The 16,175-nt window shown below is 72.7% G+C and carries 9 protein-coding genes; 6 read left to right on the top strand and 3 right to left on the bottom strand.

Annotated elements, in window-relative coordinates:
* Window positions 1-74 precede the first annotated feature (74 nt).
* From BCD49_RS05770 to BCD49_RS05750, 5 genes are all read left to right on the top strand, one after another.
* On the top strand, window positions 75-2,699 hold the full coding sequence (locus BCD49_RS05770) for a RelA/SpoT family protein (protein ID WP_083401276.1): 2,625 nt from the start codon (window positions 75-77) through the stop codon (window positions 2,697-2,699).
* A gap of 31 nt (window positions 2,700-2,730) precedes the next feature.
* On the top strand, window positions 2,731-5,529 hold the full coding sequence (locus BCD49_RS05765) for a RelA/SpoT family protein (protein WP_071041241.1): 2,799 nt from the start codon (window positions 2,731-2,733) through the stop codon (window positions 5,527-5,529).
* Window positions 5,530-5,653: 124 nt separating this feature from the next.
* Entirely contained in the window at window positions 5,654-6,400 is a 747-nt protein-coding gene (locus BCD49_RS05760; RefSeq protein WP_007519693.1) for a dienelactone hydrolase family protein, read from the top strand.
* A 33-nt stretch (window positions 6,401-6,433) separates the two neighbouring features.
* Entirely contained in the window at window positions 6,434-7,576 is a 1,143-nt protein-coding gene (locus BCD49_RS05755) for a CaiB/BaiF CoA transferase family protein (RefSeq protein WP_007519695.1), read from the top strand.
* 1 nt (window position 7,577) lies between these two features.
* Window positions 7,578-8,792 carry a CaiB/BaiF CoA transferase family protein gene (locus BCD49_RS05750; protein ID WP_007519697.1) on the top strand — a complete coding sequence of 405 codons (1,215 nt, stop codon included), beginning with the start codon at window positions 7,578-7,580 and terminating at the stop codon, window positions 8,790-8,792.
* Window positions 8,793-9,540: 748 nt separating this feature from the next.
* Here the strand turns inward: BCD49_RS05750 and BCD49_RS05745 are convergent.
* Window positions 9,541-10,983 carry a helix-turn-helix transcriptional regulator gene (locus BCD49_RS05745; protein WP_035929776.1) on the bottom strand — a complete coding sequence of 481 codons (1,443 nt, stop codon included), beginning with the start codon at window positions 10,981-10,983 and terminating at the stop codon, window positions 9,541-9,543.
* An 819-nt stretch (window positions 10,984-11,802) separates the two neighbouring features.
* On the opposite strand from BCD49_RS05745, the gene BCD49_RS05740 reads away from it, so the two are divergent.
* A complete protein-coding gene (locus BCD49_RS05740; protein ID WP_007519699.1) occupies window positions 11,803-13,575 on the top strand; it encodes a DEAD/DEAH box helicase in 1,773 nt (590 codons plus the stop codon).
* Between the two features lie 77 nt (window positions 13,576-13,652).
* Here the strand turns inward: BCD49_RS05740 and BCD49_RS05735 are convergent, their stop codons facing one another.
* Window positions 13,653-14,579, bottom strand: coding sequence for a peptidylprolyl isomerase (locus BCD49_RS05735; protein WP_007519700.1), 927 nt, complete (start codon window positions 14,577-14,579; stop codon window positions 13,653-13,655).
* A gap of 319 nt (window positions 14,580-14,898) precedes the next feature.
* On the bottom strand, window positions 14,899-16,161 hold the full coding sequence (gene serS, locus BCD49_RS05730) for a serine--tRNA ligase (protein WP_007519701.1): 1,263 nt from the start codon (window positions 16,159-16,161) through the stop codon (window positions 14,899-14,901).
* Window positions 16,162-16,175 lie beyond the last annotated feature (14 nt).

Raw genomic sequence — 16,175 nt, 5'->3', positions numbered from 1 at the left:
TGGCTGGGTTGCGGAAGGCCTGCGGCTAACCCAGCGTTAGTCTCGAAGTCAGACTTTCCGGCAGGAGCAGGCCAGTGCCCGACGCAATCCCGGTGATAACCGGCGGCGGACCGCTCCCGGCGCCCGGGCCCGTGACGGGTCCGGCGCCGGAGCGGCGTCGTGGGTTGCCCAGAACCGGGAGCCAGGGCGCCGGCGAGCGCGCTCCCGGCGAGGACGCGGGCGCCACCGCGGCGGGCGCGGCGGGGGTCGACCGTCCGGTCACCGAGACCGAGGCCGTCGGCGGGGGCGCACCGGTCGGCGGGGGTGTCCTGGCCAGCGGTGGTGTCCTGGCCGGCGGGCCGGTGTCGGACGAGCTGCCCGAGGACGGCGCCCCGGTGACGCCCCGGCTGGGCCACGAGTCGCCGCCGCTGCCGCGCCGGCTGCGCAGCCGGCTCTCGCGCCTCTCCCCGCATCGCGAGACTCCGCCCTCCGCGCTGGACCCGGTGCTGCGCGGCCTGCTCACCAACCACCCGAAGGCCGACATCGGGCCGGTCCAGCTGGCCTTCCAGGTGGCGGACGCGGCGCATGCCGGGCAGGTGCGAGCCTCCGGCCACCCCTACATCACCCATCCGATCGCGGTCGCGAGCATCCTCGCCGACCTGGGCATGGACGTCCCGACGTTGTGCGCCGCGCTGCTGCACGACACGCTCGAGGAGACGACGCTCACCGCCGACGCGATCCGCGAGCAGTTCGGCGACCAGGTGGCGCTGATCGTCGACGCGGTCAGCCGGCTGCAGAAGGTCAACGCCGGCGAGATGGCGCAGGCGGAGATGATCCGCCGGATGGTGATCGCGATGGCGCGCGACCCGCGGGCCCTCGTCGTCAAGCTTTCCGACCGGCTGCACAACATGCGCACGCTGCGGTTCCTGCCCGAGCACCGCCAGGAGCGCAAGGCCCGCCAGACGCTGGAGGTCTACGCGCCGCTCGCGCACCGGCTCGGGATGAACTCGCTGAAGTGGGAGCTGGAGGACCTTTCCTTCGCCGCGCTGTACCCGAAGCGCTACGACGAGATCGTCCGCCTGGTCGCGGACCGGGCGCCGAGCCGGGACGTCTACCTCGCCGACGTCACCGCAGGGGTGCAGTCCTACCTGTCAGAGGCGGGCATCGCCTCGGTCGTCGTCGGCCGGCCCAAGCACTACTACTCGATCTACCAGAAGATGGTCGTGCGCGGCCGGTCCTTCGACGACATCTACGACCTGGTCGGCATTCGGGTGCTCGTCGACTCGGTCCGCGACTGCTATGYCGCCCTCGGCACCGTCCACGCGAACTGGAAGCCGATCCCGGGCCGGTTCAAGGACTACATCGCGATGCCGAAGTACAACATGTACCAGTCGCTGCACACGACCGTGATCGGCCCGGAGGGCAAGCCGGTCGAGCTGCAGATCCGCACGCACGGGATGCACAACCGGGCCGAGTACGGCATCGCCGCGCACTGGAAGTACAAGGAGGAGGGCCGGGCCGCCAGCCGCCGCCGCGGTGGCGGTGGCGACGAGCCGGACCTGGCCAGGAGTCGCCGCCGCGGCGGCGACGAGCCGGACCTGGCCAGCTGGCTGCGCCAGATCCTGGACTGGCAGCGGGAGTCCGCGGACCCCGGCGAGTTCCTCGACAGCCTGCGCTTCGAGGCTCCGGCCGACGAGGTCTTCGTGTTCACCCCGAAGGGTGACGTCATCCCGCTCCCGGCGGGCTCCACCCCGATCGACTTCGCCTACGCGGTCCACACCGACGTCGGCAACCAGTGCGTCGGCGCCCGGATCAACGGCCRGATCGTCACGCTGGACACCGAACTCGACAACGGCGACACCGTCGAGGTCTTCACCTCCCGGGCACAGGGAGCCGGGCCCAGCGAGGACTGGCTGACGTTCGTCCGCTCGTCCCGGGCCCGTTCCAAGATCCGCCAGTGGCACGCGCGCGAGCGCCGTGAGGACGCGGTCGTCGCGGGCCGCGACGCGATCGCCAGGTCGCTGCGCCGCCACAACCTGCCACTGACCAGGCTGATGACGGGTGAGGGCCTGCTCAGCCTGGCCAAGGACCTGCGCTACGCCGACGTGAGCGCGCTCTACGCGGCGGTCGGCGAGAACAACATCAGCGCGCAGGCGGTGGTGAACCGGCTGCTCACCGCGATGGGCAGTCCGGAGGCGACCGAGGAGGACGTCGCCGACACCGCGCTGCCGATCCGCCCGCTGCGCCGCTCCGCCGGCGACCCGGGGGTGTTGGTCTCCGGGGCGTCCGACATCTGGGTGAAGCTGGCCCGGTGCTGCACGCCGATGCCGGGTGACGAGATCACCGGCCTGGTCACCCGCGGACGAGGTGTGTCGGTGCACCGCACCGACTGCGTCAACGTCGGCGACCCGGCGAGCCCGTCGGCGGACCGGCAGGTGAGTGTCGAATGGGCCCCATCCAGCGGCTCCGTCTTCCTGGTGGTGATACAGGTGGAGGCGATGGATCGCGCGAAGCTGCTCTCCGACGTCACCCGGGTGCTGTCGGACCATCACGTCAACATCCTGTCGGCGTCGGTCACCACGAACCGTGAGAACGTGGCGATCAGCCGGTTCACCTTCGAGATGGGCGACGCGAAGCACCTGGGACAGGTGCTCGGCGCGGTGCGCCGGATCGAGGGCGTCTACGACTGTTTCCGGGTCACATCTGGCGTACAGGCGTAGGCCTGCGGCGCCGTAGAGGAGGGCGGGGGCGATGGACGCTGGGGCGCGGGCGGCACTGCCGGCCGGGGGAAGTCTGTCGCCTGGGGTGACGACGCCGTTTGGTGAGGACGCGCGCCCGCTGCTGGCCGCCCGCCAGGCCAGCCACCGGCTCGCGCACCTGGCGCGCCGGGTGGCCTCCGGCCGCGGCGGGCAGATCCCGCCGGAGCTGCGCGACATCGTCGAGGCCCATCGCGACTTCCACCCCAAGGCCGAGATCGGCGCGATCGTGCGCGCGTACGAGGCCGCCGAGCTCTACCACCGCGGCCAGATGCGCCGCAGCGGCGACCCGTACATCATCCACCCGGTGGCCGTCGCCGAGATCCTCGCCGATCTCGGGGTGGACACGACGACCCTGGTCGCGTCGCTGCTGCACGACACCGTCGAGGACACCAGGGCGACCCTGGAGCTGCTCACCGAGGAGTTCGACAGCGAGGTGGCCAACCTCGTCGACGGGGTCACCAAGCTGGACAAGATGCGCTTCGGCGAGGCGGCCGAGGCCGAGACGCTGCGCAAGCTGATCGTGGCGCTGGCCAAGGACTACCGCGTCCTACTGATCAAGATCGCCGACCGGCTGCACAACATGCGGACGCTGGGCTTCATGTCGCCGCCGAAACAGGCCAAGATCTCCCGCGTCACCCTGGAGATCCTCGCCCCGCTCGCGCACCGGCTCGGCGTCAGCGTGATCAAGCGCGAGCTGGAGGACCGGGCGTTCGAGGTGCTCGACCCGGACGAGCACCGGCGCACGAAGATGCTCGTCGACGACTTCATCGCCGCCGAGCGGGAGAGCGGCCAGCTCACGGCGGTCGTCACCCGGCTGCGCTCCGGCCTCGGCGAGGCGAAGATCGCCGGTGACGTGTCCGTGCGCACCAGCCACCTGTTCTCGATCCACAAGCGCGCCCAGGAACGCGGCCGGCAGCCCCGGGACTTCTACGACATCGTCCGGGTGCTGGTGCTCGTCGAGGACGTCCGCGACTGCTACGCCGCGCTCGGGGTGATCCACGGGCTGTGGCGGCCTGTTCCGGGCCGGCTGCGCGACTTCGTCGCCACACCGAAGTTCAACATGTACCAGTCGCTGCACACGACGGTCACCGACGCGACCGGCCACGCGGTCGACATCCAGATCCGTACCCGGCAGATGCACGTCCTCGCCGAGACCGGCATCGTCGCCCGCCCCGTCGGCGCCGGCGCCGACGGGGCCCGGCTGGAGGGCCTGGCCTGGCTGCACAGCCTCCTCGACTGGCAGGACGAGGCGCAGGACCCGGGGGAGTTCCTCGAGTCGCTCTCCAGCGACCTGGACGCCGACGAGGTGCTCGCCTTCACCCCGAAGGGCAAGGCGATCGCGCTACCGGCCCGGTCGTCGCCCGTCGACGTGGCCTACGCGGTGCACACCGACATCGGCCACCGGGCGGTCGGCGCCCGGGTGAACGGCCGGCTGGTGCCGCTGCACACCCGGCTGCGCAACGGCGACGTCGTCGAGATCCTCACGTCGAACCTGCCGCACGCCGGGCCCAGCGAGGACTGGCTGTCGTTCGTCAGGACCGCGCGCGCCCGAGTACGGATCCGTCGCCGCCTCGCCCGTGGCCGCCGCGACGCCGCCGAGGCCCAGGGCACCCAGCCGCCGGTATCGGAGACGGGCACCTCACCGTCGATGGGCGCACCGGTGGCCCCGGCCCCGGTCGTGGCTCCGGCCACGCCCGTGGCCGGGCAGACCGTCGCCTCGGCGGGCGGCGCGTCCGCCGCGCCGCCCGCCGAGGCGACGGTCCCGTCCGGCCATGCGTCGCCAAGCCCGGATGTGCCCGCCCCGGCCGTCACCGCCCCCGCCTCGCCGGCCGCCACTCGTACCGCCCCCGCCGGGGCCGGGGCGGACGCCGAGACCAGTGGCCGGCCGGAGAGCCCCACGCCCACCACCGGCATCCCCGCCCCGGTCGCCGAGCCCTCCGCCGACCCGCGGCGAGAGCCCGTCCGGGCTGGTACGGCCGCCCTGGACCACGCCCCGCCCGCATCCCGGGCCGCGGGCCCGCCGCCCGCCGCGGGCGAGCCGTCCGTGCCGATGCCGACGCCGGTGACCGACCCAGGCGTCGTCGGCACGAGTGGGGGTGCGGATGCGGACGGCTCGACGGCCACCAAGGCGGCGGTCGTCGCCAGCGCCGCCGCCGCCGTCGCCGCTGGTATGGGCGTCACCGAAGCCGCGGCCGGCGCACGGCCGGCGCCGGAGGGCTCGGACGCCGACTCCGCGACCGGCGCGCGCCGGGGCCGCCAGGCGCGGTCGGCCAGCGCTTCCGTGGTGGGCAGGCGGCCGACGCCGGCCTGGGCGGGCGTGGCGTCACTGGAGGGGCAGGCGGACGCCGCACCGGTACGGATCGCGCGCTGCTGCCTCCCGCTGCCCGGGGACAGACTCATCGGCTTCGTCGCCAGCCAGAGCGCGGGCCACAGCGCGGTGACGCTGCATCGCGCCGAATGCCCGAACACACGGCCGTCCGGACCGTCCGGCCCGGTCAGGGAGCCGGTACAGGTCCTGTCCTGGCGATGTCCGGAGACGCACACCTTCCCCGCGGAGATCGGCGTCGAGGCCTTCGACCGGTACGGCCTGCTCGCCGACATCACGGAGGTTCTCTCCGAGACGGCCGCCGGCCTGCGCGCCGCGTCGACGTCGACGTCGGAGGACCGGGTGGCCCATGCCCGCTTCACCGTCGAGGTGACCGGCCCGGACCAGCTCGCCGCCGTCCTCGCCGCCGTCCGCACCGTGGGCGGCGTCTACGACTGCTTCCGCGCCTGCCAGCCGCCCGCGTGAGTCTGGTTCGCGCCGTGCGGGCACGGAGCGAACCAGAGACAGAGCGGGCGGGACGGACCTAGTATTCACGTCGCGACACTGCCACCAAAACTGCTGGACCGAGCCTGAAGGTGGGCCGATCGAGGTGGAGTCCGACTTAGCGGCCGCGGGGCGCTTCCTGCCCGGCCCGGCGTCACAGGTCGTCACGCCGGCCGGCTCAGGGCCGTTCCCCGGCGTCGTCCTCGGGGCGGAGGCCTACGGGATCAACCCGTTCATCCGAGGCATACAGCGACGGCTCGCCGACCGGGGCTACGCGTCGACGGTCCCCGACTACTACCGCGGCCAGGGGCCGGCCAGGACCGAGGCCTACGACGACTTCACCGAGGTCCGCGAGCACGTCGACCGGCTCGACTTCACCCACGGCGCGCGCGACCTGGCCGGCGCCGTCGACGCCCTGCGCGCCCACCCGGCCGTCGACCCGCGCCGGGTCGCCGTGTGGGGGTACTGCACGGGCGGAACGCTGGCCTGGCTCGCCGCCTGCGGGCGAGGTGACCTGGCCGCCGCGGTCCTGTACTACCCGAGCCAGCCTCGCTTCCACGAGCTCGGCCCGCGCACGCCCGTGCACCCGCTGGACCTGCTCTGGCAGCTCACCTGCCCGGCGCTGTTCCTCTACGGCGACGCAGACCCGGTCGTGCCCCCGGCRCTGCTCGACGAGCTGAGGGCCCGTATCGAGCGCTGGGGCGTCGACGCCGACGTCCGCCTCTACGCCGGCGCCGGCCACGCGTTCAGCTCGCCGTGGGGCCCGATGCGGGACGAGACGGCGGACCGCGCGGCCTGGGCGGACGCCACCACGTTCCTCGACCGGCACCTGCGACCGGCTCGGAGCAGCTGACCACCACTTCGACGGAAGGCCGAGGCGCGGCGCATGCAGGCTCTTGACGGTGTTCGAGTGCTGGACCTGACCGGTGGGATCGCTGGGCCGCTCGGCGTGCTGCAGCTCGCCGAGCACGGCGCCGACGTGATCAAGATCGAGCCGCCGGGTGGCCGGCCCGGGCGGGCCGAGCCCGCGTCGGTGGTCTACGACCGCAGCCGGCGCTCGGTGACGCTCGACCTGAAAAGCGCCGACGGGGCGCGGTTGCTGCGGGAACTGCTCGCCACCGCGGACGTGCTGGTGGAGGCGTTCGCCGCCGGGACGATGGCCCGCCTCGGGCTCGACTACGCCGACCTGCGCGACGAGTTCCCCCGGCTGGTCTACTGCGCGGTCCCGGCCTGGCCGACCGGTAGCCGCTTCGCGGACCGGTCCGGCTACGACGCGCTGGTGTCGGCCCGGGCCGGGCTGCACTGGGAGGTGCCCAGTCACCGCCCCGGGCCGGTGTTCCAGCACAGCCCGGTGGCGAGCCTCGGCGCGGCGTACCTCGTCCCCGTGGCGATCATGGGTGCGCTCGTCGCCCGGCAGCGCACCGGCCGGGGCCAGCGGGTCGAGGTGTCGCTGCTCGCGGGGGCGATGTCGCTGACCACCCAGAACTGGAACTGGACCGACACCGGTCAGCACGGCCTGCCGAACTCGTTCCCCTCCATCCACCAGGCCGGCATCTACGAGTGCGCGAACGGCGAGTGGATCCACGCGGCGATGGTGACCGGCGGGAAGCCGACCCGCACCGAAGGTGACATCCTCGGCATCGAGGACGTCGAACCGGCCGTCGTCTTCGCGATGTCGCCGGCCGAGCGGGCCGCGCACGAGACGAAGAAGGCAGCGGCGTTCGCCCGCCGCGACCGCGCCGAGCTGATCGAGGAGCTTCACGCCGCCGGCCGCAACGCCGAGCCGATCGGGCCGCCCCACGAACGGTTCGGCCATCCGCAGCTGCTGGCCACCGGATCGGTGGTCGAGGTCGTCGACCCGGAGGTCGGCGCCACCACCCAGGTAGGCCCGGTCGTCTTCCTCGAGGCGACCCCGGCCGTGGTGGCCGGCCCGCGCCCCGCGGCCGGGGCGCACACCGACGAGGTGCTCGGCGCGCTCGGCCACGACACCGCCGAGCTCGCCGACCTGCGCGCGAAGGGAGTGATCTGACGTGCCCGGGCCACTCGAGGGTATTCGCGTCATCGACTTCGGTCAGTTCCTCGCAGGCCCGTTCGGGCCGATGCTGCTGGCCGACCTCGGCGCCGAGGTCATCAAGGTCGAGTCGATCCACGGCGACGGCATGCGCCACCACAACGTCGGCCCGTTCCTGGGCTGCCAGCGCGGCAAGCGGGACATCGCCCTCGACCTGAAGAAGCCCGAGGGCCTGGACGTCGCGCTGCGGCTGGTCGCGACCGCCGACGTCGTCCACCACAACATGCAGAAGGGCATCGCCGACCGGCTCGGCATCGGCCACGAGCACTGCAAGGCGGTGCGACCCGACATCCTGTACTGCAACACGTACATGTACGGGCCGGTCGGGCCGTACTCCCACCTGGGCGGGCTCGACCCGCTCGGCCAGGCGGCCAGCGGCATCGAATGGGAGCAGGGTCCGGTCCCCGCGGGCAACCCGCCGCTGTGGTACCGCTACGGGCACGGAGACATCGCCGCCGCCATCCCCTCGGTCTTCGGCGTGCTGGTCGCGCTGTTCCACCGCGCCAACACCGGGGTGAGCCAGTCGGTGTGGACGTCGATCCTGCACGGCAGCATGCTGCACACCGCCGACTCCTGGCTCGCCGCCGACGGCACCCCGTCGCCGCGTGGCGAGCTCGACCGCGAGCAGCTCGGCCTCGGCGCCCTCTACCGGCTGTACGAGACGAGGGACGGCTGGCTGCAGCTGGCCGCGGTGCGCCCCGAGCACTGGCAGGCGCTGTGCGCGGTGCTGGGCCTCGCCGAACTCGCGGCCGACCCGCGGTTCGCCACGCCGGCCGCCCGCGAAGAGCGCCGCGCCGAGCTCACGGCGCTGCTCGCCGAGGCCTTCCGCGCGGACCGGGCGCTGGCCTGGGTACGTGCACTCGACGCGGCCGGGGTGCCGGCCGAGATCTCCGCGGACACCCGCGACGGCGAGACCCTGCTGTTCGACGAGGACCTGGTGCGCCTTGGCCTGGTCACCGAGCACACGCACTCGCTGCTCGGCCGGGTTCGCCAGTTCGGCAACCTCATGACCTTTAGCGACACCCCGACCCGCCCGGACCGCCCGGCACCGCTGTACGGCGAACACACCCGGGAGATTCTCACCGAGCTCGGCTACGACGCGGCGACCATCGACGACCTCCACACCCGCCGCGCGGTGGCCTCATCCCCGGAGAAATATCCATATCCGGTGTGAACGCTCATTTTCCGGGCTCGGTCTTTCAGCCTCGGGCTCCGTTCACAATGGGAGCTCGGTGAGTCCGCGTCGGAGTCGGGATGCGCTGCCGCCGGACAGGTAAGAATGCGGTATCCGGCGCCGGCGGACCGGTTTTTCCACGGGCTGGGTTGTATTTCTGGTTCGCTGTGTCCAGGCAGCACGCTCCGGCCCGTACTCGCTTCGCAGGCTCCGGGGTTGGGGTGGAAGGTTGTTGCTGGTTCGCTCCGTGCGGGCGGCGCGCTACGGCCCGTTACTCGCTTCGCTCCCAAGGGACCTCCGCGCGCCGTCCTCCTCCGCGAACGGGCGCTCCGGCGACCTCGCTGCGGCCCGGCCCACCTCGCTTCGCTCGTGGGTCGGGCCTCCGCGAGGCGCGCCTCCGCGCCCGCACGGTCACCTTGCGCTGAACGTCACGTAGCCGAAGCAGGCCTGTCCGTCGGGACACTTCGCTGCGCTCGTGGAGTGTCTAGACAGGGGTGAAAGCCGCCACACGAGCGAAGCGACGTGTCCATACGAGCGTTGTGGTTTCGGGTTGGTGACGTTCAGCGGATCGCAACCGCGCTGGCGCGGAGGCGCGCCTCGCGGAGGCTTCCCCACGAGCGAAGCGACGTGGGGAGGCCGCAGCGAGGTCGCCGGAGCGCCCGTGAGCGGAGGAGGACACGGCGCGGAGGTCCCGTGGGAGCGAAGCGAGTACGGGGCCGGAGCGCCGTGCCCGGACGGAGCGAACCAATTAGACGAGCGCGCGCAGCTGCTCGTCGAGGTCGCGGACGGCGACGGTGGACTGCCACGGGGCGAGACGCTCGCGGACCCGCTGCACACGGCCGAGGCCGAGGGAGAAGTCCGTCTGCGCGACGATGGCGAGGGCATCGGCCGCGAACCGGCAGGAGCTCTCGATGTCGCGTCGCTGGATGTGCACCTCGGCGATGTCGGCGAGCAGGAGGGACCGCTTCTTGGTGGCGGCGGGGCCGGCGGCGCGCAGCGCGTCGCTCGCCGCCGCGTACGCGGCGGTCGGGCGGCGCAGCCGCGTCATGGTGGTCACCCGCAGGCCGTCGAGGCGKCCGCGGTCGAAGAAGCCAGTCCAGACCCGGTCCGGCGTGTTGGCCTTCGCGAACGCCTCCTGGGCCCGGTCGATCGCGGCGCTCGCCGCGCGGCCGTCGCCGCGCGCCGCCTGCTCCTCGGCCTCCCTGGCGGCGAGCCACGACCTGGTCAGTGGGTTCGCGCCACGCCCGATCCTGCGCTGCGCCTCGGCGAGCAGCGCGCAGGCCTGGTCGGGGCGGCCGGCCGCGCCCGGCTGGTAGCTCTCGTAGCCGAGGACGCAGGCCCACAGCGCCGGGTCGTCGGCCTCCTTGGCGGCCTCGATGGCGACCCGGTAATACGCGAGCGCCGAGGGGTTGTCGTTCATGTCGAACGCGAGCCAGCCGGCGAGCGCCGCCGTCTCGCCCGCGGTGCTGGCGAGTTCGCGCCGGATCGGTGAGCGGGTCGTCGACTCGAGCAGCTGGGTGAGGGTGCACAGGTGGCCGGCGACGCGGCCCAGCAGCGTGCGCGCGGGCACCCGCTCTTCCAGGCCGAAAAGACCGGCGGTGTGCTGGCTGAGCTGCTGGGCGAGCTCGGGGGTGACGGGGCTGCGCTGGCGAAGCGCCGCCGAGAGCCGGTCCCAGGGCGCCTCGTCGGCGGCTCCCGTCGCGGCGACGGTGGCGCCGACCGGGACGACGGCGACCCCACCGGCCGCCATCATCCGAAGGAATCCGCGCCGCTCGACCGGAATGCCGCGAGCGTCCTCGCCGGTGCGCAGGACAATCGACGACGTGCGGTCGACATGGTTTCCGGAGCTGTTCGTGGCCATGGTGTTCACTACGTGCGGGTCCACGACGTCCGCTATACCCAGAATTCCCGCGGCCATGCCTGCGGTGGGCCCATTCGATGTTGGGTCGTCGTCGATGAATCCAAGCTCCGCCGATGAGCGGTGGAAAAGGGCTCGCAACAGCCGCTGGTAACGCAGGCTCGGCTTTTTGTCGCCTTTTTCCCACTTGCAGATCATGTTGCCGGTGACGCCGGCCTCCCGGCCCTCGTGCAGAACCGCGAAACGTCGCAGCTCGACGGCGAGCCGTTCCTGGGACCAGCCTTTCTCCTCCCGGCAGGTCCGCAGCCGGCCATTCGGAGTTCGCGCGGGCATCGGCCTCGCCGCGTCCATCTCGGAATCGGCCGGGTGGATGGCCGGGCGTGACCGGTCGGGCTGGTGGTGAACGCTCTGGCCGTGCCCGCCGCGGCCCGCGGTGTGCTGGCCAGGCGCGCCCGGCAGGGCGGTGTTCTGGCCACGGTTGCCCTGACCCGGGTGGGCGCCTCGGGCAGCCGGGGCGCGGCCCCGGTCCGCGGCCAGCACGCGACGCGGTTCAGTCGCAATGGGACGAGCCTCGGTCCCGACTTGTGCCGGCATCGCGCAACCTCCAGGTCAGGCAATGGACACGATCAGCGTAACCGCTTGGAAAGGCGAGTCCACGAGTACCTGCTCCGGAATTGTTCACGGAACGTACAGGCCTGGGTTTCGGCAAACAGAATGTAGCCGCGCGTTCGGCGCTACGTATTCGGGCTGTGGCCTTAGCGTGGCGTAGCGTGACTGCAGGTGCATCCTGTCGTGCAGATGGTCGTCACCAACGCTCGTGCCGGCTACCGTGCTGTGGAAATCCTCGTGCGCCCGATGTGGTGCAGATCACTCCACTTCGTCGCCGGTCACAGCCCGTGCGGTCACGGCCCGTGCGTCCGCCGCGGGCAGGTCGGGCCGGCCCGGTCACCTGCCGCGCACCGTGAGGCGCGCCCGCCCGGCCGGCCGCCGCCTGGCCGCCAGCCGCCGCCGGGCCTCGAACGGGTGGGCTCCGGCGCGGCGCCTGCCCCGGGGGCGGCCGGTTGTCGGTGGTGCCCCATAGAGTCAGAGCCCGTGAACGTCCGCCACCAATCCGAGCCAACCCGGCCGATACCGCGGCAGGCGGCCCAGACCGTGCCCGCCCCGCGAACCCAGGCACGCCCGCTGCGGGAGTGGCAGCGGGTGGCGCTGGAGCGCTACCGCGCGACCTCGGCCGCGGGTGGCCGCGACTTCCTCGCGGTCGCGACGCCGGGAGCAGGCAAGACGACGTTCGCCCTCACGGCCGCCGCCGAGCTGCTCGCCGCCGGCGTGGTGACGGCGGTGTCGGTCGTCGCGCCGACCGAGCACCTCAAGCGCCAGTGGGCGGACGCCGCCGCCGGCGCCGGTATCTCCCTCGACCCGAACTTCCGCAACTCCGCCGGCGCGACCTCGCGTGACTACGACGGCGTCGTGCTCACCTACGCCCAGGTGGCCGCGCACCCGGCGCTGCACTTTGCCCGCACCAAGGCCCGGCGGACGTTGGTGATCCTCGACGAGATCCACCACGCTGGCGACGCGCTGTCCTGGGGCGAGGCGACCCGGGAGGCGTTCAGCCCGGCCACCCGCCGCCTGGCGCTGACGGGGACGCCCTTTCGCTCCGACGTGAACCCGATCCCGTTCGTCACCTACCTGCCGGGCCAGGACGGGGTGACGCGCAGCGTCGCGGACTCCTCCTACGGCTACTCCGAGGCGCTGCGCGACGGCGTCGTGCGCCCGGTGCTCTTCCTCGCGTACTCGGGCGAGATGAGCTGGCGGACCAGCGCCGGCGCCGAGCTGTCCGCCCGGCTCGGCGAGCCGCTGAACAACGAGCAGACGGCCGCCGCGTGGCGCACGGCGCTCGACCCGCGGGGCAACTGGATCCCCGCGGTGCTCGCCGCGGCCGACATGCGGCTCACCCAGGTCCGCCGCGGCGGCATGCCGGACGCGGGCGGCCTCGTGATCGCGACCGACCACGCGAACGCCCGCGCCTACGCCGGGCTGCTGCGCCGGATCAGCGGCACCGAGCCCACGGTCGTGCTGTCCGACGACCCGACCGCCAGCGACCGGATCGAGGCGTTCCGCCGCTCGACGGACCGCTGGATGGTCGCGGTGCGGATGGTCAGCGAGGGCGTCGACGTGCCGCGGCTGGCGGTCGGCGTCTACGCGACGTCGGTGGCGACGCCGTTGTTCTTCGCGCAGGCCGTCGGCCGGTTCGTGCGCGGTCGCGGGCGGGCGGAGACCGCGTCGGTGTTCCTGCCCAGCGTCCCCGTACTGCTCGATCTCGCCGGCCAGATGGAGGTCCAGCGCGACCACGCGCTGGACAAGCCGCTGCGCGAGCCGGAGGGGTTCGACGACGACGCGTTGCGCGAGGCCAACCGGCGCCGCGACACCACCGACAAGCCGGACTCACCGTTCACGGCGCTGGACTCCTCCGCCGAGCTGGACAGGGTCATCTTCGACGGCGGCGAGTTCGGCGCGCCGGCCGCGGCGGGCTCGGCCGAGGAAGAGGACTTCCTGGGCCTGCCCGGCCTGCTGGAGCCCGACCAGGTGACCACCCTGCTGCGCCAGCGCCAGGCCTCGCAGCTCGCCGCCGAGCGCGCCCGCAAGTCCAAGGCGGCCAAGGACATCGCGGCGGGCGTCACCCCGCCGGCCCAGGTCGGCTCGCTGGCGGCGGAGGAGGACGGCAGCCGCCCGGTCCACGAGGTGATCGGCGAGCTGCGCAAGGAGCTCAACCGGCTGGTCGCGGCGAACAACCATCGCACCGGCCGCCCCCACGGCATGATCCACGCCGAGCTTCGCCGCACCTGCGGCGGGCCGCCCAGCGGCCAGGCCACCGCCGCCCAGCTGCGTACCAGGATCGACACCATCCGGAAGTGGAACGCCTCTTAGCGGACCCGTGAGACGCCACCGGGGCTGACCTCCGCGGAGGTCAGCCCCGGCCTGGGTACTTCGGGCCCGCCGTCCCGTCAGGACGACGGAGTGGCGGTGGCGGTCGGCGTCGGTGACGTGGCCGGGCTCGTGGTGGGAGCCGGCGACGCGGAACCGGTGGCGGCCGCGGGCTGCTCCTGGTCGATCGTGATCGAGGTGATCTGGGGCTTGGTGACGGGGGCGCCGTCCGAGCCGCCCTCGTCGACGCCCGGGCTGGTGATCTTGTCGAGGATGTCCAGGCCCTGGGTGATCTGGCCGAAGACGGTGTAGCCGCCGGCGAGGGCCTTGGCGCCCTCCTCGCTCGGGTTGGCGTAGTTGATGAAGAACTGGCTGCCGTTGGTGTCGGCGCCGGCGTTCGCCATGGCGAGCACGCCGCGGTTGTAGTTGACGCCCGCGGTGTTCTCGTTCTTGTAGGTGAACCCGGGGCTGCCCGAGCCGGTGCCGGTCGGGTCGCCGCACTGCAGCACGTAGATGCCGGCCTCGGGCCCGAAGGTCTCCCGGTGACACGGGGTGTCGTCGAAGTACTTCTGCTGCACCAGCGCGTACAGCGCGTGCACCGTGCACGGGGCCTTGGCCGGGTCGAGAGTCGCGACCATCGTGCCGAGGTTCGTGTTGATGGTCATCGTCGCCGGTTTGGTGCTCACGGCCGGCGCCGCGGCGGGCATCGAGACCTCCTTCGCCGGTGCCTGGCCGGAGGTGTCCTTGGTGTAGACACAGTCGCCGACCTTGGTGGTGGCGCCGGCCGCGCTCGCGCTCGGGGTCGGGCTCGCGGTGGGGCTGCCGTCGCCACCGGTGGTGGCCAGCACGACGGCCGTGATCGTGCCACCGAGCACGACCACGAGCGCGGCCGCGACGATGGTGATGACCCGCTGCCGTCGGCGACGGGCGGCGTGCCGCCGCTCCGCCGCCCGCTGCGCTCTGGCCATCTCCAGCTCGCGCCGTCGCCGTGTCTTCGAGTTGCTCACCGACCGGGCCTCCCTGCCCTACACACGCCTGCCGCTGCTGTCCGCGTCCCTGAGTGACCATGGCCGCCGGGCACGCGAAAGAAGATCATTTCCGCATGCCCTTCGGCCCGCCCGGCTCGCCGACCCGCCCAAGCCTGTTGAATCCGGCTAAGCATTGCCTTGGGGTCGCCTTAGCGAAACCTTGGAGGCACGGACCGCCCGACGGTACCCGTCGGCGAAGTTACCGGATCCGTGGCATCGTTCCGATCATTGAGCGATGGCGCTTCGCCGGGAATCCCGGCGGGGCAGGAGAGCCTCACGCCGGGAGCCCGGGTCGGCCTCACAGGGTGTCGCGGCCGCCCAGGTAGGGGCGGAGCACCTCGGGTACCCGCAGGGCGCCGTCGGCCGTCTGGAAGTTCTCCAGCACGGCGGCCAGCAGCCGGGGGGTGGCGACAGCGGTGTTGTTCAGGGTGTACGCGAAGTGGATCTCGCCATCCGTGGTCCGGTAGCGCACGTTCGCTCGCCGCGCCTGCCAGTCCTTCAGCGACGAGCAGCTGTGCGTCTCCCGGAACATCCCGAGCGACGGGAACCAGGTGTTGATGTCGTTCATCCGATACTTGCCGACGCCCATGTCGCCGGTGGCGCACTCGACGACCTCGTAGGCCAGTCCCAGGGCTTGCAGGATCGACTCGGCGGTGCCGAGCAGCTCCGCGTGCCAGCGGTCCGACTCGTCCTGGTCGTTGGCGCAGATGACGAACTGCTCGACCTTCTCGAACTGGTGGACGCGCAGCAGCCCGCGCACGTCCCGGCTCGCGCTGCCGATCTCCCGGCGGAAGCACGGCGAGATGCCCGCGTACCGGATCGGCAGCCGCGCGGCGTCGAGGATCTCGCCGGCATGCAGGCCGACCAGCGATACCTCGGCGGTACCGGCGAGGAAGGCGTCGTCGGCCGGGATCTCGTAGATCTCGGCGCGGCCCTTCGGCAGCATGCCGGTGCCGACCAGTGGGGCCTCCTTGACCAGCGAGGGCACCGACATCAACCGGAAGCCTTGGCCGTGCAGCAGGTCGAGGGCGTACGAGTGCAGCGCCCGCTCCAACAGCACCGCGTCGCCACACAGCACGTAGGCGCGCTCACCGGCGACCCGTCGCGCCCGAGCGAACTCGGCCCAGCCGCGCTTCTCCGCGAGGTCGACGTGGTCGAGCGGAGCGAAGTCGAACTCGGGCCGGGTGCCCCAGGTGCGCACGACCGTGTTCGCGGACTCGTCCGGGCCGACCGGTGCGCCCTCCCACGGGATGGTCGGCGTCGCCAGCATCAGCTCGTTCAGCCGGGCGCCGGTCGCGGACAGCTGCTCGCGCAGCTCGGTCAGCTTCCTGTCGAAGTCGGCCTGCTCGGCCCGCAGCTCGGCCTTGCGGGCCGCGTCGGCCTTGGCGAACTCCTTGGACCGGGACTTGCGGCTGGCCTGCGCCGTGTCGACCTCGAACTGCAGCTTGCGGTTGTCCTGGTCGAGCTGGAGCAGCTCGTCCACGTCGAGGTCGATTCCCTTGACGGCCACCGCCTGCTTCACGGCGTCGGGGTTCTCCCGGATGAAGCGCTTGTCGAGCATGAAGTCCCGTCGTT

This window comes from Pseudofrankia sp. EUN1h, from assembly GCF_001854645.1.
In the GTDB taxonomy this organism is placed as follows: domain Bacteria; phylum Actinomycetota; class Actinomycetes; order Frankiales; family Frankiaceae; genus Pseudofrankia; species Pseudofrankia saprophytica.
Note: the sequence above shows the minus strand (reverse complement) of the source record. Positions and strands in the feature narration are given on the sequence as shown.

Excerpts from the sequence above, each read along its gene's own strand:
- BCD49_RS05765 (WP_071041241.1), top strand. The coding sequence starts at position 2,731 with ATGGACGCTGGGGCGCGGGCGGCACTGCCGGCCGGGGGAAGTCTGTCG.
- BCD49_RS05755 (WP_007519695.1), top strand. The coding sequence starts at position 6,434 with ATGCAGGCTCTTGACGGTGTTCGAGTGCTGGACCTGACCGGTGGGATC.
- serS (WP_007519701.1), bottom strand. The coding sequence starts at position 16,161 with ATGCTCGACAAGCGCTTCATCCGGGAGAACCCCGACGCCGTGAAGCAG.